Origin of the sequence: Micromonospora sp. NPDC000316, from assembly GCF_042898885.1 — a bacterium.
Classification (GTDB): domain Bacteria; phylum Actinomycetota; class Actinomycetes; order Mycobacteriales; family Micromonosporaceae; genus Micromonospora.
The window spans coordinates 338993-365390 of record NZ_JBIAZG010000002.1; the positions used below are offsets into that span (position 1 = coordinate 338993).

24 protein-coding genes are annotated in these 26398 nt (G+C 71.2%); 18 read left to right on the forward strand and 6 right to left on the reverse strand.

Annotated elements, in window-relative coordinates; genetic code table 11:
• Positions 1 to 23: 23 nt before the first annotated feature.
• The 10 genes from ACFY2Q_RS06095 to ahcY all read left to right on the forward strand — a co-directional run bounded on the left by ACFY2Q_RS06095 (position 24) and on the right by ahcY (position 9265).
• Positions 24 to 335 carry a hypothetical protein gene (locus ACFY2Q_RS06095; RefSeq protein WP_387128074.1) on the forward strand — a complete coding sequence of 104 codons (312 nt, stop codon included), beginning with the start codon at positions 24 to 26 and terminating at the stop codon, positions 333 to 335.
• Complete coding sequence (locus tag ACFY2Q_RS06100) at positions 316 to 606, forward strand: hypothetical protein (RefSeq protein WP_387128490.1); 291 nt, start codon at positions 316 to 318, stop codon at positions 604 to 606. The genes ACFY2Q_RS06095 and ACFY2Q_RS06100 overlap by 20 nt, the downstream gene beginning before the upstream one ends.
• Positions 488 to 1132 carry a deoxyribonuclease V gene (gene nfi, locus ACFY2Q_RS06105; RefSeq protein ID WP_387128472.1) on the forward strand — a complete coding sequence of 215 codons (645 nt, stop codon included), beginning with the start codon at positions 488 to 490 and terminating at the stop codon, positions 1130 to 1132. Before ACFY2Q_RS06100 ends, nfi begins: the two co-directional genes overlap by 119 nt.
• Positions 1133 to 1307: 175 nt before the next feature.
• Entirely contained in the window at positions 1308 to 2372 is a 1065-nt protein-coding gene (locus ACFY2Q_RS06110; RefSeq protein ID WP_387128075.1) for a hypothetical protein, read from the forward strand.
• Between the two features lie 69 nt (positions 2373 to 2441).
• Complete coding sequence (locus ACFY2Q_RS06115; RefSeq protein WP_387128076.1) at positions 2442 to 3827, forward strand: phosphomannomutase/phosphoglucomutase; 1386 nt, start codon at positions 2442 to 2444, stop codon at positions 3825 to 3827.
• A 61-nt stretch (positions 3828 to 3888) separates the two neighbouring features.
• Positions 3889 to 4074: a Trm112 family protein gene (locus ACFY2Q_RS06120; protein ID WP_091394023.1), complete on the forward strand. Its 186-nt coding sequence runs from the start codon at positions 3889 to 3891 to the stop codon at positions 4072 to 4074.
• Complete coding sequence (locus ACFY2Q_RS06125; protein WP_387128077.1) at positions 4071 to 5267, forward strand: SIS domain-containing protein; 1197 nt, start codon at positions 4071 to 4073, stop codon at positions 5265 to 5267. Before ACFY2Q_RS06120 ends, ACFY2Q_RS06125 begins: the two co-directional genes overlap by 4 nt.
• 49 nt (positions 5268 to 5316) lie before the next feature.
• A complete protein-coding gene (locus ACFY2Q_RS06130; protein WP_387128078.1) occupies positions 5317 to 6324 on the forward strand; it encodes a cation diffusion facilitator family transporter in 1008 nt (335 codons plus the stop codon).
• A gap of 3 nt (positions 6325 to 6327) precedes the next feature.
• Positions 6328 to 7491 (forward strand): mannose-6-phosphate isomerase, class I, encoded by a 1164-nt coding sequence (manA, locus tag ACFY2Q_RS06135; RefSeq protein WP_387128079.1) that lies wholly within the window; start codon positions 6328 to 6330, stop codon positions 7489 to 7491.
• A gap of 274 nt (positions 7492 to 7765) precedes the next feature.
• On the forward strand, positions 7766 to 9265 hold the full coding sequence (gene ahcY / locus ACFY2Q_RS06140) for an adenosylhomocysteinase (protein WP_387128080.1): 1500 nt from the start codon (positions 7766 to 7768) through the stop codon (positions 9263 to 9265).
• Between the two features lie 61 nt (positions 9266 to 9326).
• Here ahcY and ACFY2Q_RS06145 read toward each other — a convergent pair whose 3' ends face one another.
• Positions 9327 to 9485, reverse strand: coding sequence for a hypothetical protein (locus ACFY2Q_RS06145; protein ID WP_387128081.1), 159 nt, complete (start codon positions 9483 to 9485; stop codon positions 9327 to 9329).
• A gap of 304 nt (positions 9486 to 9789) precedes the next feature.
• Between ACFY2Q_RS06145 and mtrA the strand changes: the two genes are divergently transcribed.
• The 5 genes from mtrA (at position 9790) to hpf (ending at position 15662) form a co-directional block, all read left to right on the forward strand.
• Entirely contained in the window at positions 9790 to 10479 is a 690-nt protein-coding gene (mtrA, locus tag ACFY2Q_RS06150; RefSeq protein WP_007455837.1) for an MtrAB system response regulator MtrA, read from the forward strand.
• A 12-nt stretch (positions 10480 to 10491) separates the two neighbouring features.
• Complete coding sequence (gene mtrB / locus ACFY2Q_RS06155; protein ID WP_387128082.1) at positions 10492 to 12249, forward strand: MtrAB system histidine kinase MtrB; 1758 nt, start codon at positions 10492 to 10494, stop codon at positions 12247 to 12249.
• Between the two features lie 38 nt (positions 12250 to 12287).
• Positions 12288 to 14063 (forward strand): LpqB family beta-propeller domain-containing protein, encoded by a 1776-nt coding sequence (locus tag ACFY2Q_RS06160; protein WP_387128473.1) that lies wholly within the window; start codon positions 12288 to 12290, stop codon positions 14061 to 14063.
• Positions 14064 to 14067: 4 nt separating this feature from the next.
• Positions 14068 to 14775 carry a ComF family protein gene (locus tag ACFY2Q_RS06165; protein ID WP_387128083.1) on the forward strand — a complete coding sequence of 236 codons (708 nt, stop codon included), beginning with the start codon at positions 14068 to 14070 and terminating at the stop codon, positions 14773 to 14775.
• A gap of 245 nt (positions 14776 to 15020) precedes the next feature.
• Positions 15021 to 15662: a ribosome hibernation-promoting factor, HPF/YfiA family gene (hpf, locus tag ACFY2Q_RS06170; RefSeq protein WP_387128084.1), complete on the forward strand. Its 642-nt coding sequence runs from the start codon at positions 15021 to 15023 to the stop codon at positions 15660 to 15662.
• 62 nt (positions 15663 to 15724) lie between these two features.
• Here hpf and ACFY2Q_RS06175 read toward each other — a convergent pair whose 3' ends face one another.
• Complete coding sequence (locus tag ACFY2Q_RS06175; RefSeq protein WP_387128085.1) at positions 15725 to 16837, reverse strand: GNAT family N-acetyltransferase; 1113 nt, start codon at positions 16835 to 16837, stop codon at positions 15725 to 15727.
• On the reverse strand, positions 16834 to 17985 hold the full coding sequence (locus ACFY2Q_RS06180; RefSeq protein WP_387128086.1) for a GNAT family N-acetyltransferase: 1152 nt from the start codon (positions 17983 to 17985) through the stop codon (positions 16834 to 16836). Before ACFY2Q_RS06180 ends, ACFY2Q_RS06175 begins: the two co-directional genes overlap by 4 nt.
• A gap of 159 nt (positions 17986 to 18144) precedes the next feature.
• On the opposite strand from ACFY2Q_RS06180, the gene secA reads away from it, so the two are divergent.
• Positions 18145 to 21072: a preprotein translocase subunit SecA gene (gene secA / locus ACFY2Q_RS06185; RefSeq protein ID WP_387128087.1), complete on the forward strand. Its 2928-nt coding sequence runs from the start codon at positions 18145 to 18147 to the stop codon at positions 21070 to 21072.
• 272 nt (positions 21073 to 21344) lie between these two features.
• Here the strand turns inward: secA and ACFY2Q_RS06190 are convergent, their stop codons facing one another.
• A complete protein-coding gene (locus tag ACFY2Q_RS06190) occupies positions 21345 to 21926 on the reverse strand; it encodes an Rv3235 family protein (protein WP_387128088.1) in 582 nt (193 codons plus the stop codon).
• Positions 21927 to 22122: 196 nt separating this feature from the next.
• Positions 22123 to 22350 carry a helix-turn-helix domain-containing protein gene (locus tag ACFY2Q_RS06195; RefSeq protein WP_357008733.1) on the reverse strand — a complete coding sequence of 76 codons (228 nt, stop codon included), beginning with the start codon at positions 22348 to 22350 and terminating at the stop codon, positions 22123 to 22125.
• Positions 22351 to 22568: 218 nt separating this feature from the next.
• Here ACFY2Q_RS06195 and ACFY2Q_RS06200 point away from each other — a divergent pair, with 218 nt between their 5' ends.
• A complete protein-coding gene (locus ACFY2Q_RS06200; protein ID WP_387128089.1) occupies positions 22569 to 23078 on the forward strand; it encodes a DUF6912 family protein in 510 nt (169 codons plus the stop codon).
• A 100-nt stretch (positions 23079 to 23178) separates the two neighbouring features.
• Here ACFY2Q_RS06200 and ACFY2Q_RS06205 read toward each other — a convergent pair whose 3' ends face one another.
• Positions 23179 to 24267: a hypothetical protein gene (locus tag ACFY2Q_RS06205; protein WP_387128090.1), complete on the reverse strand. Its 1089-nt coding sequence runs from the start codon at positions 24265 to 24267 to the stop codon at positions 23179 to 23181.
• 361 nt (positions 24268 to 24628) lie between these two features.
• Between ACFY2Q_RS06205 and pruA the strand changes: the two genes are divergently transcribed.
• Positions 24629 to 26257 (forward strand): L-glutamate gamma-semialdehyde dehydrogenase, encoded by a 1629-nt coding sequence (pruA, locus tag ACFY2Q_RS06210; protein ID WP_387128091.1) that lies wholly within the window; start codon positions 24629 to 24631, stop codon positions 26255 to 26257.
• Positions 26258 to 26398 lie beyond the last annotated feature (141 nt).

The window sequence follows — 26398 nt, forward strand, 5'->3', positions numbered from 1 at the left end:
GCAGCGCCGAATAACATCGGTGCATGGCGAAATCCGACACGAGGAGCGGCAAGTCCAATGCCTGGGCGTGGCCGGCTGGCATCTTGATCGGTCTGGCGATCGGCATTCCCTTGTTCGGCTCGGCAGGCGGCGTTGCCTTCGGCGTCGCCATCGGTGTTGCCTTCGCGGTCGCCTTTGGCGCCACCACAAATCGGGCCGAAGGGGGCAGTGCTGGCGCCGAGTCGCAAGTGGCGGCCAGCTCCACCGTTGATGATGCCCCGATCGGATCTTCCAAACAGGACGAATTGGACGGCACGGCCAGCGGTGGCCCCGTCGATGGGCCTTCTCGGCCGTGATCGACTCCGGATCGGCGATGTCGGGGTATCCGGGGGCCTTGAATACCCCGACATCGGCGATGTCGAGTGGATCATGGACGCCGACGCCGACGCCGACGCCGACGCCGACGCCGACGCCGACGCCGACGCCGGGGTTGCCTTCGCCGGGCAGTGTGGCGGAGGCGGTGGCCAGACAGGAGGGGTTGCGGCCGCTGGTGGACGTGGTGGGGCCGGGGCCGACCTCGCCGGCGACGGTGGCTGGCCTAGACGTCGCGTACGAGGAGAGCGGTGACCTTCTCGCGGCGGCCGTGACTGTGTTGGATGCCCGGACGCTGGCCGTGGTGGACTCGGCCGTCAGTGTGGGCCGGCCCGCGTTCGGCTACGTTCCGGGCCTGTTCGCGTTCCGTGAGCTGCCCGCGCTGCTCGCCGCGCTGGACCGGCTGACCACCTCACCGGACCTGCTGGTCTGTGACGGGCACGGGCTGGCCCATCCGCGCCGTTTCGGGCTCGCCTGCCATCTTGGTGTGGTCACCGGGCTGCCCGCGATCGGGGTGGGGAAGACGCCGCTGGTCGGTCGGTGGGATCCGCCGCCCGTCGAGCGGGGTGCCTGGTCGCCGTTGCGCGACGGGGACGAGATCGTCGGCCGGGTGCTGCGTACCCGGGGCGGGGTGAAGCCGGTCTTCGTGAGCGTCGGGCACCGGATGAGCCTGGACAACGCCAACGCGCAGGTGCTCGCACTGACCCCGCGTTACCGACTGCCGGAGACCACGCGTACCGCCGATCGGCTGTGTCGCGACGCCCTCGCGCGGGCGCGCTAGCCGGGCGTCGCGGCCCGTCCGGAGCCGGCAATTCGGCAGGCCACAGCAGGTAGGCGAGTCGGGCCCGTAAACCGTAACGCCGCACACATTTGGGCCGCTCTATGACCGGTGGTGGAGGTGGCCTGGTAGTAGCCTGGCCCGCGGACCCCACCCGGGGAGGAACGGTGAGGTGATCATGTCGGTGCGTCGACGCGCGGCACGGCTCGCGACCATCTGCGGTCTGGTGGGCGGCCTGGTGATGCTCGGTGCGTCGCCGGCGCTGGCCGCCGATGACTCGGTCCGGGTCGGATCTGCCAGCAGCTTCGCCGCCGGCGGGTCGGCGCAGGGGGTGAACGTCGCGGTGCGCAAGCGCTCCGACGGGTGCGTCCTGCTGCGTACCGCCCTGGGTCTGCGCCTTGAGGGTCTTGAGCCGGGCCAGGTGACGGTTCAGGTAAACGCGGGCGGGCACTGGTTCCCGGTGCCCGTGTCCGGCGGGGGCGGCAGCGTCGCGACCGAGCAGACGTCGCCGGCGAAGCCGAGGCTGTGCAGGGGCAAGGGGATCACCGTGCGTTACCGGGTGGCGTTCGCCGCCGGTGCTCCGGGCGGTCGGCTCGTGGTGACCGGGCTGGGTGCCACCGCGGCCGGCGAGGAGTTGGCTCGGGGGGCCGACACGGCGAGGGTGACCGGCGCGCGGGTCTCGGCGTCGCCCACTCCGTCGCAGAAGCCGACGCCCACCCCGAGCCCCACCGAGGTCACGACGCCAGCCGATGCGGTGAACCCGGCCGCGTTGGGCGCCGTCTCCGCCGCGCCCAGCACCGTGTCGGCCGCCTCCGAGTCGTCCGGTGGGGGTTCGCCTGTGATGTTCTTCGGCATCGCGATGGTGGCTGTCGGGTTGCTGCTCATCGTGCTGCTGTTCCGCCGCTCGCGGCAGGACCGGACGCCGACCGACGAGCCGGGCCCGCTGCCCGGCAACCCCGGTGGCACCACCTACCGGTCCGGGGGCGGGTCGCCGGCCGTGCCCGGTCGCCCCGGCTCGGTGTACGGCCAGCAGCAGCCGGCCGACGGCTACGGCGTGGTGCCGTCGCCCCGGCCCGCCACCGGCGGGGTCTACGGGTCGCGACCGGCCGTGCCGCCGCCGGACGCGACGCAGCCGATGCCAGGTGCCGCGGGCACTCCGGATGCTCGGCCGCTCCCCGGTGACCAGCCTCCGCCTGAGGACGGCGGCGATCACACCGTGTTCATGCCCCGGCTCCCCGGCTGAGCGGGGTCCGGGCCGGGCGCTCCGTTACGCTCAGGTTCGTTGGAAACCTGCGGCCAAGGAGCGGAAATAGTGTCTGATTTGTCCCAGATCGTGAAGGCGTACGACGTCCGAGGGACGGTGCCGGACCAGTGGGACGAACGGGTCGCCGAGGCGCTCGGTGCCGCATTCACCCAACTGCTCAACACCACTGACGAGCCCGGTGACGCGGTGGTCGTCGGCTACGACATGCGGGCCAGTTCGCCCGGTTTGGCAGCCGCCTTCGCCGCTGGGGTCCGGGCCGAGGGCCGCTCGGTGATCGAGATCGGGCTCGCCTCCACCGATCTGCTCTACTTCGCCTCCGGCTCGCTCGATCTGCCCGGTGCGATGTTCACGGCCAGTCACAACCCGGCGCAGTACAACGGCATCAAGATGTGCCGCTCGGGTGCCCGGCCGGTCGGCCAGGACAGCGGGCTGGCGCAGATCCGCGAGCGGGCGCAGGCGCTGCTGGATTCGGGCGCGTCGCGCCCGGCGGGTGAGCCGACCCGGCCGGCCGAGCGGCGTGACCTGCTGCCCGACTACGCCTCCTACCTGCGCAAGCTTGTCGATCTGTCCGGCATTCGGCCGCTGAAGGTGGTGGTCGACGCCGGCAACGGGATGGGCGGCTTCACCGTCCCCACGGTGCTTGGCGACGCGGCTCTGTCGGCGCTGCCACTGGAGATCGTGCCGCTCTACTTCGAACTGGACGGCACGTTCCCCAACCACGAGGCCAACCCACTGGACCCGGCGAACCTGGTCGACCTCCAGCGCGCGGTGGTCGAGCACCGGGCCGACATCGGGCTGGCCTTCGACGGGGACGCCGACAGGTGCTTCGTGGTGGACGAGCGGGGTGAGCCGGTCTCGCCGTCGGCGATCACCGCCCTGGTCGCCGCACGTGAGTTGGCGAAGCACCCGGGTTCCACGGTGATCCATGGTCTGATCACCTCCAGCGCGGTTGCGGAGATCATCCGCGAGCACGGTGGGGAGCCGGTGGTCGCCCGGGTGGGGCACTCCTTCATCAAGGCGGAGATGGCCCGTACCAACGCCGTCTTCGGTGGCGAGCACTCCGCGCACTACTACTTCCGGGACTTCTGGTTCGCCGACACCGGGATGCTCGCCGCCATGCACACCCTGGCCGCGCTCGGCGAGCAGTCGCTGCCGCTGTCCGTGCTGGCCGGGGAGTACGAGCGCTACATCGCCTCCGGCGAGATCAACTCGACGGTGGTCGACCAGGCCGCGGCGGTGGCCGACGTGCGTGCCGCGTACCCGGATGCGACGGCCGACGAGATGGACGGTCTGACGTTGCGTTTCCCCGACGGCGCCTGGTTCAACCTGCGCGCCTCCAATACTGAGCCGTTGTTGCGGCTCAATGTCGAGGCACCCACCCGCGAGCGGATGATCTCGCTGCGGGACGACGTGCTCGACCGCGTTCGCCGATAAGATCGCCTGCGCCGGTCGGCACCGCCGCCGGTGACCCCGCACTCGTGGAAGGAGCCGCGCCATGGCCCTGGATCCGCAGTTGCTTGAGATCCTTGCCTGTCCGGACACGCACCACGCCCCGCTGACCTACGATGCCGAGGCGCAGACGCTCACCTGCACGGAGTGTGGTCGGATCTTCGAGGTCCGCGACGACGTGCCGGTGCTGCTTCTCGACGAGGCACGTGGCGGCCCCGGGCAGTCCTCATGATCGACGGTACGGCGGGGGTCAGCGGGCGCCGCGAGGCCGACGAGGCCCTGCTCGACAACCCGGCGGCGCTTGCCGAGCACGACCCCGGTGACATGCTGCGGCACACCGCGTCGGCCGGCGCGCAGGTTCGGGAGAGCGCGGCGTTGGCCGCCGAGGCGAACCTGGCGGTGCTTGCCGACGACGGGCGGCCGCGGGCCGTGGTCATCGCCGGCATCGGCACCGCCGGGCGGACCGGTGACGTGTTGGCCACGGTTGCCGGGCCACGCTGCCCGGTCCCGATCATCGGGCACCGCAGCTCGGGCGTACCCGGTTGGGTGGGTGCCGCCGACGTGGTGATCGCGGTGAGCGCGTCCGGTCGCAGCCCGGAGGCGCTGGCCGCGGCCGAGGCCGCGCACCGGCGGGGCGCGCGGCTGGTCGCAGTGGGTGCCCCGGATTCGCAGTTGCAGTCGGTGGCCGAGCGGGCCCGTGCGCCGTTCATTCCGGTGCCCCGGCGTGCTCCGGCGCGGGCGAGCCTCTGGGCGTTGACCGTGCCGGTCCTGCTCGCCGCCCGCTCGCTCGGGCTGGTAAAGGTCAACGAGGCGGACCTGGCGGAGACGGCGGCGCGGCTCGACGCGGACGCCGACCGCTGCCGCTCCACCGCGGAGTCGTTCGTCAACCCGGCGAAGGCGCTGGCGCTGGGCCTGGCCGGCTCGGTCCCGATCGTCTGGGGTTCGTCACCACTTGCCACCGTTGCCGCTCGCCGGTTCGGCGACACCCTGTCCGCGAACGCCCGCTACCCGGTGGTCACCGGGGCGCTCGGCGAGGCCGGTCGGGGCCGCGTCGGTCTGCTGGACGGCGTCTTCGGCGGCCTGGCCGAGGGGGAGCGCGACATCTTCGCCGACCGGGCGGAGGACGACGGCGAGGGGACCCGGCTGCGGCTGGTGCTGCTGCGCGACGGCGGGCTCAACGCCGAGGACGACACCGACGAGCCCTTCGCAGTCGAGGAGCGGCGCGCGGACGCGGTGCAGACTCTCGCGGAGCGTCGCGGTGTGCGCTGCGACGTGGTGACCGCCGAGGGCGGGTCGGCGTTGGAGCGGCTGGCGTCGCTGATCGCCGTACCGGATTTCGCCTCGATCTATCTTGCTCTGGCTCACGGGCTTGACCCGATGGCCGTTCCGGCCATTACCGAGATGAAGGAGCTGTCGAACCAGTGAACGAACGTAGGGCGTCCCAGGTCGCCGCGACGCGCAGCGGAGTGGCGGCGTGAGCGCGACAGGTGGGACGAAGGCAATCGTCGCCGCTCTGCTGGCGAACGTCGGTATCGCCGTCACCAAGTTCATTGCGTTCCTGCTCTCCGGCTCGTCGTCGATGCTTGCCGAGTCGGTCCACTCGGTCGCCGACTCCGGTAACCAGGCCCTGCTGCTGCTCGGCGGTAAGCGGGCCAAGCGCGCCGCCACCCCGGAGCACCCGTTCGGGTACGGCCGGGAGCGCTACATCTACGCGTTCATCGTGTCCATCGTGCTGTTCAGCATCGGTGGCCTCTTCGCCCTCTACGAGGCGTACCACAAGTGGGGCCACGAGGGCGGAATCGAGTCCTGGCACTGGCTGCCGGTGGTCGTGCTGGTGGCGGCGATCCTCATGGAGTCGTTCTCCTTCCGGACCGCCATCAAGGAGTCCAACCTCACCCGGGGCAAGCAGTCCTGGGTGCGCTTCATCCGCCGGGCCAAGGCGCCGGAGCTGCCGGTGGTGCTGCTGGAGGACTTCGGCGCGCTTGTCGGTCTCGTGTTCGCGCTGTTCGGCGTGACGATGACGCTGATCACCGGCAACGGCCGGTGGGATGCCGCAGGCACCGCGATGATCGGCATCCTGCTGGTGCTCATCGCCATCGTGCTGGCCATCGAGACCAAGAGTCTGCTGCTCGGCGAGGGTGCCGAACAGCAGGATCTGGACGCCATCGAGCGGGCGATCACCGCCGGCCCCGAGGTGGAGCGGATCATCCACATGAAGACGCTCTACCTCGGCCCGGAAGAGCTGATGGTGGCCGCGAAGATCGGCGTGCCGACCTGGGAGAGCGCCCGCGAGTTGGCCCGTGGCATCAACGCCGTCGAGGCGCGGATCCGCGTCGCGGTGCCGATCGCCCGAGTGATCTACCTGGAGCCGGACATCTTCAGCGTCGCTGCCGAGAAGGCGGGCACCGGCGCCGCCGCGGACACCGCCGTACCACAGTCGCAGGACGCATCGGACGAGGCGGCCGGGCGGCCCAGGAGCTGACGAGTGGAACCGCTGTATGGACCGATCCGTGACTACGCGTGGGGTTCCCGTTCGGCCATCGCGCTCCTGCAGGGGCGGCCGGCGCCCACCGACGGCCCGGAGGCGGAGCTGTGGCTGGGCGCCCACCCGGCCGCCCCGGCCACGGTCGAGCGCGCCGGCCTGCGGGTGAGCCTGTGCGACCTGGTGCGGGACGAGCCGGGGCAGTGGCTGGGCCAGCGGGTGTCCGACCGGTTCGGCACCCGACTGCCGTTCCTGCTCAAGGTCCTCGCCGCTGACTCGCCGCTGAGCCTGCAAGCCCACCCGGATGCCGAGCAGGCCCGGATGGGCTTCGCGGCGGAGGCGGGCCGCCCCGAGACGGAGCGCAACTACTCCGATCCGCACCACAAGCCGGAGTTGCTCGTGGCGCTCACGCCGTTCGAGGCGCTGTGCGGCTTCCGGCCTCCTGCGGAGTCCGCGGAGGCGCTGGCGGCGTTCGGCGTACCGGCGTTGGCACCTGTGGTCGAGGCGTTGCGGGCCGGTCCGGCGGGGTTGCGGACGGCGGTGCGGACGCTGCTCGGTTGGCCGGCCGCCGAGCGCGACGGGCTGCTGCGGTCGGTGCTGGCGGCGGCGACCGACGGCCCGGACGCGGATCTGGCCCGCCGGCTGGCGGCGGGCAATCCGGGCGACCCGGGTGTGCTGGTGGCGCTGCTGCTGCACCATGTGCGCCTGGTGCCGGGGGAGGGCATCTGGATGCCCGCGGGCAACCTGCACGCCTATCTGAGCGGCTGCGGTGTGGAGATCATGGCGGCAAGCGACAACGTGCTGCGCGGTGGCCTGACCCCGAAGCGTGTCGACGTCGACGAGTTGCTGCGGGTGCTGCGGTTCGAGGTGCTCCACGACCCGGTGCGCGCTCCCGAGCCGGTCGGGCCCGGGGTGGACTGGTGGCCGGTGCCTGTGGACGACTTCGCGCTGCACCGGGTGCGGGTTGACGCCGCCGTGCCGGAGGTCACGCTGCCGTTGCCCGGCCCTCGGGTGGTGCTGTGCGGCGCGGGCTCGGTCACGGTGGACGACGGGGCGGGAGCGTTGACGCTCGTGTCCGGTCAGGCGGCGATCGGCACGGCGGCCGGGGAGCCGCTGCGGGTCAGCGGTGCCGGTGAGGCGTACGTGGCGACGTCAGGACTGCGCTGACGCAGCCCGCCGGACAGCGCAAGTCCGACTTTTCCGGAATAGCTTGACGCTGCATTCTCCGAGTGTGACTCTATGAGTACGCAGCGTTATCGCGACGACGGTCCGACGACGTGCGGGGAACCAAACCGGGGGGATGCGCGGGGCGGGCGGAAGTGGGCGGCAGGTCTGTCCACAACCGACCGCCCCGTGCGCTGTCCGCAGTCCGTCCCCTGCGCCCGTCGCTGGCGCGCGTAAGGTGGAAGGTCGGCGCAGACATCGTTCGACAGGAGCTTTTATGACCAGCACCCTCCCGGCATCCGCCAGCGGTTCGCCGTCCGAGGCCCGGCCGAGCACGCTCGCCGACGGCGACTTCAAGGTGGCGGATCTGTCGCTTGCCGAATTCGGGCGGAAGGAAATCCAACTCGCCGAGCACGAGATGCCCGGCCTGATGTCGATCCGTCGGGAGTTCGCCGAGGCGCAGCCGCTCGCCGGCGCGCGGATCACCGGTTCGCTGCACATGACCATCCAGACGGCCGTCCTGATCGAGACACTTGTCGCCCTCGGCGCGCAGGTCCGCTGGGCGTCCTGCAATATCTTCTCCACCCAGGACCACGCCGCCGCGGCCATCGTGGTCGGCCCGAACGGCACCCCCGAGGCGCCGGCAGGCGTCCCGGTGTACGCCTGGAAGGGCGAGACGCTGTCGGAGTACTGGTGGTGCACCGAGCAGGTGCTCGCCTGGCCCGACGGGCAGGGCCCGAACATGATCCTCGACGACGGCGGCGACGCCACACTGCTGGTGCACAAGGGCGCCGAGTTCGAGAAGGCAGGGGTCGTGCCGCCTGTCGAGTCCGCCGACTCCGAGGAGTACGCGGTAATCCTCGAAGTGCTGCACCGCTCGCTTGCCGAGGACAACCAGCGCTGGACCCGCATCGCCTCCGGCATCAAGGGTGTCACCGAGGAGACCACCACGGGCGTGCACCGGCTCTACGAGATGCACCGCGCCGGCACCCTGCTCTTCCCGGCCATCAACGTCAACGACTCGGTGACCAAGAGCAAGTTCGACAACAAGTACGGCTGCCGGCACTCGCTCATCGACGGCATCAACCGGGCCACCGATGTGCTGATCGGCGGCAAGATGGCCGTCGTGATGGGCTACGGCGACGTGGGCAAGGGCTGCGCCGAGTCGCTGCGTGGCCAGGGCGCCCGGGTCGTGGTGACCGAGGTCGACCCGATCTGCGCACTCCAGGCCGCGATGGACGGTTACCAGGTCGCGACACTTGACGACGTGGTCGAGCAGGCCGACATCTTCATCACCGCCACCGGCTGCTTCGACGTCATCACCAACGAGCACATGGCCCGGATGAAGCACCAGGCCATCGTCGGCAACATCGGTCACTTCGACAACGAGATCGACATGGCCGGCCTGGCCAAGCGTTCCGACGTCGAGCGGGTGAACATCAAGCCGCAGGTCGACCTGTGGCGCTTCGCCGACGGGCACGCCATCATCGTGCTCTCCGAGGGCCGCCTGCTGAACCTGGGCAACGCCACGGGCCACCCGAGCTTCGTGATGTCGAACTCGTTCGCCAACCAGACGATCGCCCAGATCGAGCTGTTCACCAAGACCGAGGACTACCCGATCGGCGTCTATGTGCTGCCCAAGCACCTGGACGAGAAGGTCGCCCGTCTGCACCTGGGCGCGCTCGGCGCCAAGCTGAGCACGCTGACCAAGGAGCAGGCCGCGTACCTGGGCGTCTCCCAGGAGGGCCCGTTCAAGCCGGACCACTACCGCTACTGATCGACACCTCCGGACCGGGTCGGCTGTTCGCAGCCGGCCCGGTTCGTCGTCTCCGGGGTGCTCAGCTCGATCGAGGGCGGCGACGGGTGGGGCGGATCCACGTCCACACGCACCAGGCCAGCCAGCCGACCGACACGACGGTGGCCAGGGCCCGCATGCGTAGTGCGCTGAGCAGCAGCACCACGGCCAGCACCGTCAGCCACGGCAGGAGTCCCTTCACGGCGGGGATCCTTCCACTCTTCGTCGTCGCCTACCAGCGGGGTGGCCGTCGGCGGGGACCACCGGGGTCGGCCATTCATCGTCCGTCGTGATCGCGACAGCGCGACCGGCCGGAGGTTGCGGTGGCGCCGGGCAGCGCCGAAGGGGGATCATGGTGGCAGCCCGGTGCGGATCTGTGCGCGCCGAGTTCCCCGCACCCAAGTGGCGCCGCCGCCGCAGGTCGGGATGCACGTGTTACCGGCGGCGCTGTCCGTGCCGGTTGACGCCGGTCCCACCGAACTGAATGAGGATGCAATATTAATCCCATGAGAGCCCGGGTACTGGTGGTCGACGACGACCCCGCACTCGCCGAGATGCTCGGCATCGTGCTGCGCAGCGAGGGTTTCCTGCCCTCGTTCGTGGCCGACGGCGAGCGGGCGTTGGCGGCTTTTCGCGACAGTCGTCCAGATATCGTCCTGCTCGACCTGATGTTGCCCGGAATGAGTGGCATCGACGTTGCTCGGTCCATCCGGGCCGAATCCGGCGTGCCGATCGTCATGCTGACCGCCAAGAGCGACACAGTCGACGTGGTGCTCGGCCTGGAATCCGGGGCCGACGACTACGTGGTCAAGCCGTTCAAGCCCAAGGAGCTTGTCGCCCGGATGCGGGCCCGGCTGCGCCGGGGCGAGGACGTGGCACCGGAGATGCTGACCATCGGGCCGCCCGGCAACCAGATCACCATCGACGTGCCGGCCCACACGGTCAGCCGCAACGACGAGGAGGTGAAGCTGACTCCGCTGGAGTTCGACCTGCTCGTCGCGCTCGCCCGTAAGCCGCGTCAGGTCTTCACCCGCGAGGTGTTGCTGGAGCAGGTCTGGGGCTACCGGCACGCGGCCGACACCCGCCTGGTCAACGTGCACGTGCAGCGGCTGCGCGCCAAGATCGAGCCGGACCCGGAGCGGCCGGAAATCATCCTCACCGTGCGGGGCGTGGGCTACAAGGCGGGGACCGGATAACCTGGTCACACTGTGTCGATCCCCCCGCCCCCGCACCCCCAGAGCACGGCCATCCGCCCGTCCGGCGCTGGCCGGGAGCTTTGGCGTGCGGTGAGCGGGCGGGCCGCCCGGGTGGTGGCCCGGGTGCACAAGACCTGGCGCCGTTCGCTCCAGGTTCGTGTGGTGACCATCACGTTGGTCGCGTCCAGCCTGCTGGTCGGCGGTTTCGCCTACCTGATCGCTGACAAGATCACTACGATCCTGCTGGACAACGCCCGCACCGACGTCCGGCAGCGGGTGGAGGGCGGCGCCGGCTACGCGGCCAAGCAGGTCTCCCTCTACGGCCAGCCGCAGGAGGCGCAGCTCCAGGAGACCATCGACGACACGGTCAACTACCTGGCCGGCGGCGACCCTCAGCAGACAAGCGGGGTGGTCGTGGCGATCACCGCCGACGGCTACCCCGCCGTCATCCAGACCCGCACGGCGCCCGTGGCCAACGTCCAGCCGCTGATCAGCAAGGAGTTGCGAGCCGCGGTCGCCAACGGCCAGGTGGCCAGCCAGATCCGCACCGGTCGGCTCACCGGCGAGGCAACCAAATACCTGGTGTACGGCTCGCCGGTGCCGACCCGCTTCGGCCAGATCGAGCTCTACTACCTCGTGCCGTTGACGCGGCAGGACGCCACCGCGGCCGATGCCCGAGCCACAGTCGTCGCCACCGGCGTCGCCCTGGTGATCCTGCTGGGCCTGCTCGCCGCCCTTGTCACCCGGCTTGTCGTAAACCCGGTCCGGGTCGCCGCGCGCACCGCCCAGCGCCTCTCCGCAGGCCTGCTCGACCAGCGGATGGTGGTCAACGGTGAGGACGACCTCGCCCTGCTCGCCGCCTCGTTCAACCAGATGGCGACCAACCTGCAACGGCAGATCCTCCGCCTGGAGGAGATGTCCCGGTTGCAGCGTCGGTTCACCTCCGACGTGTCGCACGAGCTGCGTACCCCGTTGACCACGGTCCGGATGGCGGCCGACCTGATCTTCGCGGAGCGCGACGAGTTCGACCCGGCGGTGGCCCGCAGCGCCGAGTTGCTCCAAGCCGAGCTGGACCGCTTCGAGGAGCTGCTCACCGACCTGTTGGAGATCAGCCGGTTCGACGCGGGCTTCGCCATGCTGGACGCCGAACCGACCGACCTGGTGCCTGTGGTGCACCGGGTGGTCGACCGGCTGGCCGGCCTGGCCGAGCGGGTGGGCGTCCCGATCGAGCTGGATCTGCCGGGCACCCCGGTGATCGCCGAGGTCGACCCGCGCCGCGTCGAGCGGGTGTTGCGCAACCTGGTCGGCAATGCCGTCGAGCACGGCGAGGCCCGACCGGTGCTGATCACTCTCGGCATCGACGAGACCGCTGTGGCGATCACCGTCCGCGACCGCGGTGTGGGGCTCAAGGTCGGCGAGGAGAAGTTGGTGTTCAACAGGTTCTGGCGGGCGGACCCGTCCCGTGCCCGGCAGACCGGAGGCACCGGGCTGGGCCTGTCGATCAGCCTGGAGGACGCCCGTCTGCACGGCGGTTGGCTGGAGGCGTGGGGCGCGCCCGGGCAGGGCGCCCAGTTCCGGCTCACCCTGCCGGCCCGTGCCGGTGACCGGCTGACCACCTCTCCGCTGCGCCTGGTGCCCGCCGACGCGGCGCTGCCGTTCGGTGGCCCTCGCGATGGCGGCCCGCTGGCAATCGGGCCCGGCACGGGCGGTGCGCTGGCGATCGGCCCGACGGTGACCGAGGACGAGCAGCCCGCGGAGGTGCGCTCGTGAGGGCCCGGCCGCTGCTCGGCGCGCTCGGTGCGGCGCTGATGCTCAGCGCCGGGTGTGGCATCCCGGCGGCGTCCGACGTGCGGGTGGACGGCAGGGCCGGCACCGCGACCGAGGCCGGGTCGGTAAACGGCCGACGCAGCGAACCGCCGTCGCGGACGGCCAGCGGCAGCGACACCGAGGCGTTCGTGCGTAACTTCCTGTCCGCCGCCGCGGGCGAGCCGGACCGGGCCTACGAGCGCGTCACGCAGTTCATCGCCCCGGAACACAAGAGCCGCCTCCAGGTGAAGAAGGGCAGCGAGGTCGCGCTGACCGTGGTCCGGCTGGGGGATTCGGTCTTCACCCTCAACAGCGACTCGACCACCACCGTCAAGATCGCCGTGCAGCAGATCGGCGTGCTGCGGACCAACGGCACCCTGGCTCCGCCGGTGGCGACCGAGACGGAGTACGAGTTCCGGCTGCGCAGCGCGGCGTTCGGCAGCACCGAGAGCGACGAGCGTGCCGGCCTGTACGTCCTGGACGCGCCGAACGTCCTGCTGCTCAGCGACGTGGCGCTCCAGCAGTACTACCAGGACGAGTCGATCTACTTCTGGAGCTCCGACCGCACTCGACTGGTGCCGGACCAGCGCTACCTGCCGCTGGCGGTGCCGGACGAGCGGCGGGTCAACGAGGTCGTGAAATGGCTTGTCGGTGGCCCGTCCGAGTGGCTGCGCCCCGGCGTCGTCGGCCTGCCCGACGGCACCGAGTTGATCAACAACGCCACCGGTGCGAACAACCGGTGGGAGGTCAACCTGGACATGTCCGGTGACGACCAGAACAGGATCGACCAGCTGATCACGCAGCTCGCCTGGTCGCTGGGCGACCTGCCGGGCGAGTTGGAGCTGAAGATCCGCAACAACTCGCAGCCCGTGCAGAACCTGAACGAGCGTCGGGTCGCCGTTCCGCTCTACCCGGTGACGGAGAGCCCGCAGCGGTTCGGCGTCTACGAGGGCGCGATCCGTCCGCTCGACTTCGTCGGTGAGCCCAGCGGCGAGGTGCCGGTGGCGGACGAGGTCAATCGCAACATCGTCTCCGCCGGCCTGGCCCGGGCCAACAGTCGGATCCTCGCCGCGATGGTGGTGACGAGCGGCAAGGATCGGCAGCGACTCGCGGTGGGCGCCGGCGCTGCTCCGGTGGCAGTTGTCAACCGGAGCGGCAGCGAGTACGCCTCGATCAGCCGCCCGGTCTGGCTGCGGACTGTCGACTCCCGTCCCGCGCAGGGTCTGGTGGTCGCCGACGGCCGCCTCTACCGCTTCGACGAGGCCGCCCGGATGTACGAGGTGCCCCTCAATCTGCCCTCGGCAGGCGTCACAGCGGTGGCCGCAGCGCTTGATGGTCAGCGGATCGCGTTCATCGCCGGCGGCCAGCTCTACGTCGCGGCGGTCAACCTGGAAGGCGCCGGGAGCGGCGTGTCCGTCGGCCCGCCCCGGGCGCTTGTCACCTCGCTGACCGGCCTGACCGCTGTCGACTGGATCAGGGAGGATCGGCTGGTGGTGGCCGGGTCGGTCGGGCAGCCGGCGATCTACGAGACAAGCGTGGACGGCGCCCTGGAGACACCGCTGCGCACCGACGTGGGTGCCAAGGTCAACCACCTGGCGGCGTACCCCACCAACCGCAGTGTGCGTGCGCCCAGCGGGGCCTACATGTACGAGGCGAACCGGGTGGCCTACCGCAGCAGCCCGTTCGAGCGGATCGAGCCCAACCGCGTGCGGGGCATCGCCCCGCCGCCGGCCGGCGTGCGCCCGAGCAACCCGTCCGCCCCGTTCTTCCTCTACTGACACGATGGGCGGGCTCTGGGCGGACCTCGCCGACCTGGTCCTGCCCGCCGACTGCGCGGGCTGTCGGCAGCGCCACCCGGGTCTGCGACACGGAGTCTGCCCGGCCTGCCAGACGGCGCTGGCCGCGTTGCGTCCCCGGTCGGTTCGCCCCACCCCCGCCCCGCCGGGGCTGCCGCCCTGCGTCGCCCTCGGTCCGTACGCCGGTCCGCTGCGCGAGGCGCTGCTGGCGTACAAGGAGCACGGCCGGCACGGGTTGGCCCGCCCGCTCGGCGGACTGCTCGCCGAGGTGGTAGCGGCGGCGGTCGGTGAGGTCCGTCCGCTGGCGCTGGTGCCGGTGCCGGACACCGCGGCGGCCGCCCGGGCCCGCTACGGCGACCATCTGGGCCGGTTGGCCCGGCACTGTGCGGCCCGGCTGAGCAGGGGTGGCTGGCCGGTACGGGTGCACTGGCCGCTGCGTGCACTGCCCCGGCCCGATTCGGTGACCCTGGACAGCGCCGGCCGCGCGGCGGCGGCCGAGGCGGCGTTCCGGCCCCGGCCCCGGGCGGCGGGCCGGCGCGGTGTGCCGGGCGGCGCGCCCGTCGTGGTGCTTCTCGACGACATCGTCACCACAGGGGTCACCCTCGCCGCGGCGGCCCGGGTGCTGGCCGGCACCGGGTGGGCGCCGACTGTCGCCGCGGTGCTCGCGGCGACCGAGAAGAGACACCACTCGTAACCGACAGTGTTTCCGTTTCACCCGTTGGTGTATGAGCCACGGAAATTCCGGGGCGGTCTTGGCAACACGGGGTGACTGGCACAGGAACAGGAGTTAGCGTTTCGCTGTCGGGGGTAGGAGGTCTTTCCATCCCGCCCTCGGCGGTGAGAGGAGGCGTAGCCGTACTGACCGGTCAACGCCAGCGGGTCTCCCCACGGCGTACGACCGGGTTACCGGATCGAAGACGGCCGAACAAGGGAGGTCACGTGGACATCGTGGTCAAGGGCCGCAACGTCGAAGTGCCGGACCATTACCGGGTGCATGTAGCCGAGAAACTCGCAAAGGTCGAACGCTACGACCACAAACTGATTCGCATCGATGTCGAGCTGTTTCACGAGCGCAATCCGCGCCAGGCCGACCACTGCCAGCGGGTGGAGATCACCTGCGTGTCACGGGGCCCCGTGATCCGGGCCGAGGCCTGCACGAACGACTTCTACAGCGCGCTCGACGCGGCCATCGCGAAGCTCGACACCCGACTGCGTCGTGCGGCCGACCGCCGTCGCGTACACAGGGGTCGGCACGCGCCGATCTCCGTCGCCGCCGCCACCGCCGGCCTGCCGGTCGCGGACCTGGTGGCCGCCCCGCTGAGCGCGCCGGGTGACGGTGCCCGCGCCGGCACAGCCGTCGCCGAGCGGGTCGAGGAGGAGCGCGACGAGCAGCCGTGGCACATCGCCCGGGAGAAGGTGCACCCGGCGGAGCCGATGACGATCGACGACGCGCTGTTCGAGATGGAACTCGTCGGGCACGACTTCTACCTGTTCCAGGACAAGGAGTCCGGCCGCCCCAGCGTCGTCTACCGGCGCCACGCCTACGACTACGGCATCATCTCCCTCGCGACCGACAGGTAACCGCCAGGTGTTGATCATGGAGTTGTGGTGGGGAAACGACCCCACCACAACTCCATGATTCGTCAGCGCAGGCCGTCCGGCAGCAGCGCGAACGTCAGGTCGTCCAGGCGAGTGCCGGCCAGCCCGGGCAGACGGCCCCGTTGCAGGGCCTCGCGCTCGAACCCGACCCGCTCCAACACCCGGTGTGAGGCGGTGTTCTCCGGCACCGTGCCGGCGGTGAGCCGAGCCATCCCGACCGGGCCGAACGCCCAGCCGGCGAGCAGCCGGACCGCGCGGGTGGCGTACCCGCGGCCCCGCCACTCGGGCAGCAGCGCGTAGCCGATCGACCCCTCGCCGCTGCGCACGTCCGAGTACGACAAGCCGCAACTCCCCGCCGGCTCACCGGTGGCCACGTCGGTGATCAGCAGACGGGCGAGGTCGCCGGTCAGCCAGCCGCTCTCCGCGAGCCGGCAGCGCCGCTCGAACGCCTCCCGGGTCGGCGGCACCGGCGGCGCCTGGTTCGCCACCACCTCGGGTCGGCTGTGCAGCCGGTACATCCACTCCGCGTCGTCCGGCCCGGCCGGGCGCAGGGCCACCACCTGGTCGGTGAGCACCCCGCCGGGCAGGTCGGGCAGCAGGCGAGCGACCGGGCCGGGCGGGTCCTCGGCGAGGCGTACCCAGGCCAGCAGGTCGTGCCGACCACCGTCCCGGTGCTGGCCGGCCGACCGGCGCAGGCCCTCGTACCGGTAGCCGGCGGCCAGCGCGACCCGCTGGCTGGCCGCGTTCTCCAGCTCGGTCAGCAACTCCAGCCGCCGTGTTCCGTTGGCGAACGCGTGCTCGCCCAACGCGCGGGTGGCGGCGGTCGCCACCCCACGGCCGCGCGCCGACGGCCGTACCCAATAGCCGATCTCGGCCTGGCTGCGGCCGGGCACCGGGTTGCTCAGGCCGACCCCGCCGAGCAGCCGGTCGGTGGCCGGGTCCGCGATGGCGTACGCGGCGCCGCCCCCGGCCCAGGTCGCGGGCGCGCCGGCCTCGATCCACCAACGGGCGTCGACCTCGGTGTACGGCGTCGGCATGCTCGACACGAACCGCTGGCTGAGCGGGTCGGAGCAGCCGTCGACCACGTCCGCGACGTCGTCGGCCCGGAACGGCCGCAGCCGCACCCCGTGCGCCTCGACGACAGGCTGCCCCGTCATGTCAGGTCCTCGGCGAGCAGCGCGCCCACCCACACGTCGGTACGTTTGCCCCGGTGCGACACCCCGCCACGGGCGATCCCCTCGAAGGTGAAGCCCGCCTTCTCGGCGGCCCGGCGGGAGGCGTCGTTGCCCACGTTCGCCTTCCACTCGATCCGCGCCAGACCCAGCGTGGTGAAACCCCAGGTGCTCAGCGCGAGCAGCGCGGCTGGCAGGTAGCCCCGACCGCGAGCCGCCGGGGCGGTCATGAACCCCACGTCGGCGAGCAGCGGATCGGCGGGGGACAGGCGCAGGTCGAGCGAGCCGGCGTACCTGTCGTCCGGGTCGGCGATCACGAAACAGGCGGCGTCCCCCCGAGCCCAGGCAGCCTGGCCGAAGCCCTGGTACCACTGGGCGTCGGCGCGCTCGTACGGGTCCGGGACGGTGGTCCAGCGGATGGTCTCCGGGTCCTGGCAGGTCCGCACCACGGCGTCCAGATCCTGCTCCTCCATCGGCCGGATTCGCAGCTCACCGACCGGGGCCGTGGCGAACAGGGTCGGCTGCGGGCGACCGAAGACCGCGGCCCGGCGGGCCACCAGAGTGCCCCGGCTGGCCGGACCGGCGGACCCGGGCTCGGGCACCTCGCCGGGCAGCAGCGAGCCGATCCAGGCGTCCTGGCCGCCGCCCGGCGTCGGGTCGGCCAGCCGAACCCGACCGTCGATCCGGAACCCGGCGCGGAGCGCGACCAACCGGGAGGCGTGGTTGCCCACCTCGGCCTGCCAGATCAGCCGGCGCAGGCCGAGCGTCTGGAAGGACCAGCGGGCCACCGCCCGGACGGCGCGGACCGTCACGCCCCGCCCGCGCGCCCAGGGGGCAGTCCAGTAGCCGATCTCGCCGGTGCCGTCGTCGGCGATGGAGACCAGCCCGCCGGAGCCGAGTAGTTCCCCGGTGGCCGGATCGCAGACCGCGAACGGCGCCCCGGTGCCCTCCGCCCAGGCTCGACCGCTGATCTCCGTGACGAAGCCGTGTGCGTGCTCCGGCCGATATGGGCGCGGTACGGTGGTCCAGCGCTGAATGTCGCGGTCCTGGCACGCACGGTGCACGGCGTCGGCATCCGCCTCCTGCCAGGGCCGCAGCAGCACTCCGTCCTCGATGATCTCCGCAGGGTCCACCCGTGCATCCTGCCGGAACGTTCGCCGACGGCGTAACCGGATATCGTCCCCAGCACGCGAGTTATGTCGGGTTCGACGGGATGGACCACCGCCACCAGTGACCATTGCGCCGAGGGAGCGCCTACGATGGTTCGAGACTGTCTAGGGGAGCGTTGATCCGTGTCGATTCTGGAAAAGGTCCTTAACGCGGGCGAGGGCCGCATGGTGCGCCGGCTCAAGGCCATCGCCAATGCCGTCAGCTCGATCGAGGACGACTACATCAACCTCACCGACGAGGAACTGGCCGGCATGACCGAACAGTTCCGGGAACGGCTCGACGAGGGCGAGACCCTCGACGACCTGTTGCCGGAGGCGTTCGCGGTGGCCCGCGAGGCGGCCGCCAGGGTGCTCGGCCAGCGCCCGTACGACGTCCAGGTGATGGGCGGGGCGGCGCTGCACTTCGGCAACATCGCCGAGATGAAGACCGGTGAGGGTAAGACGCTGACCTCGGTCATGGCCGTCTACCTCAACGCGCTGTCCGGCAAGGGCGTCCACGTGATCACCGTCAACGACTACCTCGCCCAGCGTGACGCGGCGTGGATGGGTCGGGTGCACGAGTTCCTCGGGCTGACCGTCGGCGTGGTGCTGCCCAACCGGCCGGCCAGCGAGCACAAGGCCGCCTACGAGTGCGACATCACCTACGGCACCAACAACGAGTTCGGCTTCGACTACCTGCGCGACAACATGGCCTGGTCGAAGGAAGAGCTGGTCCAGCGCGGCCACAACTTCGCGGTCGTCGACGAGGTCGACTCCATCCTGATCGACGAGGCACGCACCCCGCTGATCATCTCCGGCCCGGCCGAGCACTCGGCCCGCTGGTACGGCGAGTTCGCCGGCGTGGTGGCCCGCCTCCAGCCCGGCAAGGACGGCGAGGGCGACTACGAGGTCGACCACTCCAAGCGCACCATCGCGGTGACCGAGCGCGGCGTCGCCAAGGTGGAAGACCGGCTCGGCATCGACAACCTGTACGAGTCGGTCAACACTCCGCTTGTCGGCTACCTCAACAACGCCATCAAGGCCAAGGAGCTCTACAAGCGCGACAAGGACTACATCGTCAGCGACGGTGAGGTCCTGATCGTCGACGAGTTCACAGGTCGCATCCTGCACGGCCGTCGCTACAACGAGGGCATGCACCAGGCGATCGAGGCCAAGGAGGGGGTGGAGATCAAGCAGGAGAACCAGACCCTGGCCACCATCACCCTCCAGAACTACTTCCGCCTCTACGAGAAGCTGTCCGGGATGACCGGTACGGCGCAGACCGAGGCGAGCGAGTTCAACAAGGTCTACAAGGTCGGCGTCGTGACGATCCCGACCCACCGCCCGATGGTTCGCGAGGACCGGCCGGACGTCATCTACAAGACCGAGAAGGCCAAGTTCAACGCGGTAATCGAGGACATCGCCGAGCGGCACCAGATGGGCCAGCCGGTGCTCGTCGGCACCGTCTCGGTGGAAAACTCCGAGATCCTCTCCCAGTTGCTGCGTCGGCGCGGCATCCCGCACAACGTGCTGAACGCCAAGTTCCACGCGCGGGAGGCCGAGATCGTCGCCCAGGCCGGGCGTAAGGGCGCGGTCACCGTGGCCACCAACATGGCCGGCCGAGGCACCGACATCCTGCTCGGCGGCAACCCCGAGTTCCTCGCGGCCAACGAGCTGCGCCAGCGCGGCCTCGACCCGCTGGAGAACGAGGAGGAGTACGCCAAGGCGATGGAGGAGGTCCTTCCCACGTGGAAGCAGGCCTGCGACGCCGAGGCGGACGAGGTCTCCGCCGCCGGCGGCCTCTACGTGTTGGGCACCGAGCGGCACGAGTCCCGGCGGATCGACAACCAGCTGCGCGGTCGCGCCGGCCGGCAGGGTGACCCGGGCGAGTCCCGTTTCTACCTGTCGCTGCAGGACGAGCTGATGCGGCGCTTCCGGGCCGGTGCGGTCGAGGCGGTGATGGAGCGCTTCAACATCCCGGAGGACGTGCCCATCGAGTCCAAGATGGTCACCCGGCAGATCAAGAGCGCCCAGGCCCAGATCGAGGGCCAGAACGCCGAGATCCGCAAGAACGTCCTCAAGTACGACGAGGTGCTCAACAAGCAGCGCAAGGTCGTCTACGCCGAGCGGCTGCGGGTGCTCAACGGCGAGGACCTGTCCGACCAGGTCCGCAACATGATCGACGAAACGGTCGAGGCGTACGTGCGGGGTGCCACCTCCGACGGTTACGGCGAGGACTGGGACCTCGAGCAGCTCTGGTCCAACCTCAAGCAGCTCTACCCGGTCGGCCTCACGATCGAGGAGCTGGAGGAGGAGGCCGGCGGCTCGCGGGCCGGCATGGACGCCGACTTCCTGGTCGCCCGCCTCAAGGAGGACGCGCACGCCGCGTACGACCGCCGCGAGGAGCAGCTCGGCGCCGAGGGGGTGCGCCAGCTCGAGCGGATGGTGCTGCTCCAGGTGATCGACCGCAAGTGGCGTGAGCACCTTTACGAGATGGACTACCTCCAGGAGGGCATCAACCTCCGGGCGTACGCCCAGCGCGACCCGGTGGTGGAATACCAGCGCGAGGGCTTCGACATGTTCGCCACCATGATGGACGGCATCAAGGAGGAGACGGTCGGCTTCCTCTACAACATGGATGTCCAGGTCACCGAGCCGGAAGCCACCGAGGAGTCGGACGAGGTCACGCTGCTCGACAAGCCGGTGGAGATCCGGGCCAAGGGCCTCAACCGGGCGCCGCAGCGGCAGGGCCTGCAATACTCCGCCCCGACGATCGACGGCGAGTCCAGCCCTGGCGCGGTCGCCGTCGAGCAGGCGGAGCAGCAGGCGCCGGCGCTCGGCGTGGGTCGTCCGGCACCGGGTGCCCCGGCGGCACCGGGTCGCACTGCTCCGTCCTCGCCGCAGCGGCCGGGCTCCGGGCTGCGTGGTCCGGCGGTCCCGTCGGCAGCTTCCCGTCGAGCCGCTCCCAACCAGGCCGAGGCGAGCAACGGCCCGTCCCGCAACGCGCCGTGCCCCTGTGGCTCGGGTCGCAAGTACAAGCGCTGCCACGGTGCCCCCAACGGCGGCAACTGACCGACAGCACGTGCGACAGGCCCCGGCCCACCAGGCCGGGGCCTGTCGGCGTCTCCGGGCCGGTGCACCTCGCCTGGTTGGCCGCCTAGGAATGGGCCGCCACCTACGCATGACGCGACGATGAAGATCGTCACGGCTTCCCGGAAGTCGGTGTATCCGCCCCTGTCCGATGGCCCGACTTCCAGGAAGTCGAGCTGATCAGTCGGCGGTGGCCGGTGGTGGGGCCGCCGCGAACACCCCGGCCTCCCGGGGGCGCCATGTGCGGGCCGCTGTCAGAGGACCTGCAGCGCTGTGCAGAGCCAACGCCCACGGCGGTGTTCCAGGCGCAGCGCCATGGCCCAGTTCTGACCGCCCGCGCCGGTGAGGACGGCGGCCGCCTCGACCGCGGCTTCCCGAGGCTCGCAGAGCCGCAACCGGAGCAGCCGGACCGCCGGTCGCGCGGCACGGCGACGGATCGGCCCGGCCCGCCCGGTCGCCCGGGCGAGTTCGGTGAGCAGTTCGACGGCACGCCCCGGGTCGAGCAGTGGGCGGATCTGCGCCGGTGACCGGTAGCCGTTGACCACCTCCAGGCACGTGCCGACGAAGCGGTGCGCGGCCCGGGTCGCCTCGGGGGCCGTCGCCGGTGGCAACGGGGCACCTGGGTGGGTGGTGGGTCGGGTGGGCACCCGACGGAGGACCGCGCGCCGATCCACGGGCCGGACCGGGTCCGGTCGGTTCGCGGCGAACAGGTCGAGGGCGAGTTGGCCGTGGGTGGGTGCCGGCCAGTATGTCTCGTCCGGGTATGGCGGGTCGATGGGCGGGACCGGGCGCAGCCGCACGGGTGGTCGGGAGGGACCGGGTCGCCACTCGCTCATCGCTGCCCCCATTGATCTTGCGTTTGCTTTCGTTTGCCTCCGACAGCTCTGATTCTGAGCGATAGAATGGCCCCGGTCAATGCTCACGAGGGAATCACCAGCCGCACTGGTGTGATCGATTCCATGTCGCCGATGTCGCGGCATCCGAGCAGGTCGGACACCGCCATGTCGGCGGTCTGGAGTGGATCACGACCGACTACTCGGGCTCGCGGTCGACGAGGGGGTTGCCGCGAACCCAGTCGGCGGTTTCGGCGTACTTCTGGGCGATGTACTCCTCCAGCCGGGCACGCTCGACCCGCCACTGCCCGCGCCCGCCGATCTTGATCGCCGGCAGCTCCCCGCTGCGGACCATGTGGTAGACCTGCGAGTCCGACACGTTCAGCTCGGTGGCCACGTCGGAGAGCAGCAGGAACCTCGGCTCCACAGACAACTCCCGGGGTTGATGTCGTTTGCCTCAGTTTGCCACCGACAAGCCCCACCGCCCAACACCGGCTGGCCGAATGCGGAGCCAATCACCGGCGGACACACCGGCGGAAAACTTCCTCCGACCGCAGGCGAGGTGTATGACGGTCACGGCGTGCGGCATGATCTGCGCCCGTGCCGGCGGCCGCCGGTGGAGGACTGTGAGCGGGGAGACGACAGGTGACCGACGAGCTTGTCCGGGTGTACGTGCCGGCGACCGTACCGATGCTGGCCGGCCTGCGCGAGCACGGGCTGACCGCCGACCAGGCGCACGCGGTGACCCCGGCGCTGCGCGAGTGGTACGCCGAGGGCGACGAGGAGGAGTTGGAGTACGTCGCGTTCACCCGGGCCGCCCAGGACGCGCTGCACCTGCTCCGGGCCGACCCGGCGGCGCCCCGCCGCCGCGTGGTCGTCTCGGTCGACCTGCCGCCGGCCGCGCTCGGTCGGGGTGACGGTGAGCTGGGCTCCAGCACTGTGATGTTGGCCGGCGCCGTGCCGCAGGGCGCTGTCGCGGCGATCCACGTCGACGGCGCGGACGCCGTCGAGGAGGTCGCCGCGGCGGCCGACGTGGTGACCGAGGCCGCCGCCGGGGACCCGGACGCGCAGTTCACCGTCGACGGCGCCGAGGATCACGAACTGGAGTGGTACGACGTGTCGGAGCTGGACGAACTGCTACGCGCCGCGGACTGACCCGGGCACCCGGTCAGCGGGCACCCGGTCAGCGGGCACCCAGAAGGCCTCAGGCCCGACTCGGCCCAGCGGGCCGTGTGGCAGCGCGTGCGGTGGTTGGTCAGCGGGCCGGGCCGGCGTCGACGGCGTCCGGATCGGCCAGGTCCGACTCGCCCGCGTCGGCCGTCTCGGCCGGGCGGACTGGCGCGGCGGCGTCCGGGCCGTCGGTCGAGGTGGGCTCGTCGTCGGTGGGGGTCGGGCCGAGGGTGCGGCCGAACGCGATGAGCGCGGTCAGCGCGCCCACGAACAGCACCCAGATGCCGTTGTCCACCCGTGAGGTGCCCAGCGACGTCTGTGCCACCGCGTCGGCTTCGCTGAGCTTGCTGGCCAGATCCAGGAGCGAACGGCCGCCGACCCGGATGATCACCTCGGCGAGCAGCAGGAGCAGCCCCGGCCCGGCGCCGGCGATCAGGTACGCCGGCCAGCGCAGCGCCGCCGCGTTCGGGTCGCGTCGCAGGGCTCGCCGCCGGGCCCAGGTGAGGTAGGCGAAGGCGAGCAGCCCGGCGAGCAGCCCGCCCACGAGCGACTCGGTGCGCGAGACCCACTTGGCCGCGTCGACGAGGGACTGCTGGGTGTCGCCCGCGCCAAAGAGGTTGAACAGCGGGTCCCGGGCGCGGCTGAACGCGACCACGAAGACAAGCGTGCCAAGCGCGGCGGCCACCACCGCGCCTACCGGCGGGGCTGTCCGCGCGCCGGCGACCGCGCCACCGATGATCGCGGCGGCAGCCGTGGTGCCGGCGATCACGTTTGTGGTCGAGGTGTCGAAGTAGGTGAGGTTGATCGCCAGCGCGGCGGCCAGCCCGACGAGCATCCCCGCGCCGATCGCGCCGACGAACCGCAGGGTGATCGAGTCGCCGTACCGGCGGGACAGCAGGTTGCCGAAGGCCAGGGCAGTGGCGGCTCCGGCCACCAACGCGGCCGAGATCACGCCGGGCAGGGCGAACGCGGAGAGGCTGATCGCGGTGATCCCCTCTGCGGCCGAGGTGATGGCCTCCCGGGTCGACCAGAGCATCGCGGCCAGCCAGCCGAGCGTCAGCAGCGCGAGCACCGCCGCGCCGGGCGCGGGCGCGAACTGAGCGTCGGGGGTGGTCGCGTCGCCCGCCGGCTGGTCCGACTCCGCGGCTGGGGCGCGGCCGGGCTGCTTGGTCATCGTCTCCCCTTCGAGGCGGCAGGTCACCGCCATTCAGGGTACGCGGGCCCGGTGGAGTGCCCACCGACCCTGGGACGGCCGCGCCGCATAGGACCAGCTTGGCCCCTCCGGACAGCCACCCGCCATGCCGGCGACCCGGGTGTACGGATCACCCGATCGAGGCCGGGCGGTAAGGAACGGAGAGGGGATCGGTCCTTGGCGACAGGGCGGTGGTGGAGGTGAGGTGACCAGGCCCGCATGGAAGAATCGGGGGAGGTCCCGCTGCTACTCGGCCACGCCGTGCGGCGTTCGGTGCCCGGCCGTCCGGTCGGTGCGCGCGGGTCCGGTTTCGCCACCGCTGTCGATATCGCCAGGAGCGTTGATGGATGCCGTGTTCTCCGTACCCGAGCCGCGCAACGAGCCGGTTCGCAACTACGAGCCGGGCAGCGGAGACCGGGAGCGGCTCCAGCGGCGGCTGACCGAGCTGGCCGCCGAGCGCATCGACCTGCCGATGACAATCGACGGCGAGCAGCGGATGGCCGCCGGTGACCCGATCGACGTGGTGCAGCCGCACAAGCACGCCCACGTGCTCGGCGTGACCGCGCACGCCACCCACGACGACGCCCGCGCCGCGATCAAGGCGGCCAAGTCCGCCGCCCCGATGTGGCGGGCGCTGCCGTTCGAGGAGCGCGCCGCGATCTTCCTGCGCGCTGCCGAGTTGCTCGCCGGCCCGTGGCGCGACACCCTCAACGCCGCCACCATGCTCGGCCAGTCGAAGACCGCGATCCAGGCGGAGATCGACGCGGCCTGCGAGTTCATCGACTTCCTCCGGTTCAACGTGCACTTCGCCCGCCGCCTGCTGGAGGAGCAGCCGGCCTCGTCGCCCGGCGTCTGGAACCGTTTCGACCACCGCCCGCTTGAGGGCTTCGTCTACGCGGTCACCCCGTTCAACTTCACTGCCATCGCCGGCAACCTGCCGTCGGCGCCGGCCCTGCTGGGCAACACGGTGATCTGGAAGCCGGGCCCGACCCAGCAGTTCGCCGCGCACTTCACCATGCGGTTGTTCGAGGCCGCCGGCCTTCCGCCCGGCGTGATCAACATGGTCACGGGCAGGGGCGAGGAGGTCTCCGACGTCGTGCTCGCCGACCCGGACCTGGCCGGCATCCACTTCACCGGCTCGACAAAGGTCTTCCAGCAGTTGTGGCGGACCGTCGGCGACAACATCGCGCGTTACCGGGGCTACCCCCGGCTGGTCGGCGAGACCGGCGGCAAGGACTTCGTGGTCGCGCACACAAGCGCCGACGTGGACGCCCTGCACACCGCGCTGATCCGGGGCGCCTACGAATACCAGGGCCAGAAGTGCTCGGCGGCCTCCCGGGCGTACGTGCCGCGCTCGCTCTGGGAGGGTGGGCTGCGGGACCGCCTGGCCGCCACCACGGACTCGCTCACCTACGGCGACGTGGCCGACTTCGGCAACTTCGGCGGCGCGGTGATCGACGACAGGGCCTTCGCCCGGCACACCGCCGCGTTCGAGCTGATCGCTGGGGACGACTCCTGCCGGGTGCTTGCCGGCGGCACCGCCGACGACTCGGTCGGCTACTTCGTCCGGCCGACGCTCTTCGAGTGCTCCGACGCCGCCCACGAGACCTTCACCACCGAGTACTTCGGGCCGATCCTGGGCGTGCACGTCTTCGACGACGCGCGCTTCGACGAGGTGGTCGCGCAGGCCGAGTCGATCGCACCGTACGCGCTGACCGGGTCGATCTTCGCCACCGACCGCCGGGTGATCGACGCGGTCGGCGAGCGGATGCGGTACGCCGCAGGCAACTTCTACATCAACGACAAGCCCACCGGGGCGGTCGTCGGGCAGCAGCCGTTCGGCGGCGCGCGGGCCAGTGGCACCAACGACAAGGCGGGCTCCTGGCTCAACCTGGTCCGCTGGCTGTCACCGCGGACGATCAAGGAGACCTTCGTTCCGCCGACCGACCACACGTACCCCCACATGGGCTGACCTGCCACGACCCGCCGGCGGCGCGCGCAGCGCCGTCGGCGGGTCGGCCCGGCTTGTCGCAATCCATCGATAGTCCTCAACGGACAGTCTGTCGCCGACAGTGCACTTAGGAAGTCCTTTGGGTGGCAAACCGTCAAAACC

Coding starts and splice junctions, on each gene's coding strand:
- ACFY2Q_RS06095 (WP_387128074.1), top strand. CDS start 24: ATGGCGAAATCCGACACGAGGAGCGGCAAGTCCAATGCCTGGGCGTGG.
- ACFY2Q_RS06165 (WP_387128083.1), top strand. CDS start 14,068: ATGGGCGGGCTCTGGGCGGACCTCGCCGACCTGGTCCTGCCCGCCGAC.
- ACFY2Q_RS06125 (WP_387128077.1), top strand. CDS start 4,071: ATGATCGACGGTACGGCGGGGGTCAGCGGGCGCCGCGAGGCCGACGAG.
- ACFY2Q_RS06100 (WP_387128490.1), top strand. CDS start 316: ATGGGCCTTCTCGGCCGTGATCGACTCCGGATCGGCGATGTCGGGGTA.
- ahcY (WP_387128080.1), top strand. CDS start 7,766: ATGACCAGCACCCTCCCGGCATCCGCCAGCGGTTCGCCGTCCGAGGCC.
- ACFY2Q_RS06110 (WP_387128075.1), top strand. CDS start 1,308: ATGTCGGTGCGTCGACGCGCGGCACGGCTCGCGACCATCTGCGGTCTG.
- ACFY2Q_RS06205 (WP_387128090.1), bottom strand. CDS start 24,267: ATGACCAAGCAGCCCGGCCGCGCCCCAGCCGCGGAGTCGGACCAGCCG.
- mtrA (WP_007455837.1), top strand. CDS start 9,790: ATGAGAGCCCGGGTACTGGTGGTCGACGACGACCCCGCACTCGCCGAG.
- ACFY2Q_RS06190 (WP_387128088.1), bottom strand. CDS start 21,926: ATGAGCGAGTGGCGACCCGGTCCCTCCCGACCACCCGTGCGGCTGCGC.
- ACFY2Q_RS06120 (WP_091394023.1), top strand. CDS start 3,889: ATGGCCCTGGATCCGCAGTTGCTTGAGATCCTTGCCTGTCCGGACACG.
- pruA (WP_387128091.1), top strand. CDS start 24,629: ATGGATGCCGTGTTCTCCGTACCCGAGCCGCGCAACGAGCCGGTTCGC.
- ACFY2Q_RS06175 (WP_387128085.1), bottom strand. CDS start 16,837: ATGACGGGGCAGCCTGTCGTCGAGGCGCACGGGGTGCGGCTGCGGCCG.
- ACFY2Q_RS06160 (WP_387128473.1), top strand. CDS start 12,288: ATGCTCAGCGCCGGGTGTGGCATCCCGGCGGCGTCCGACGTGCGGGTG.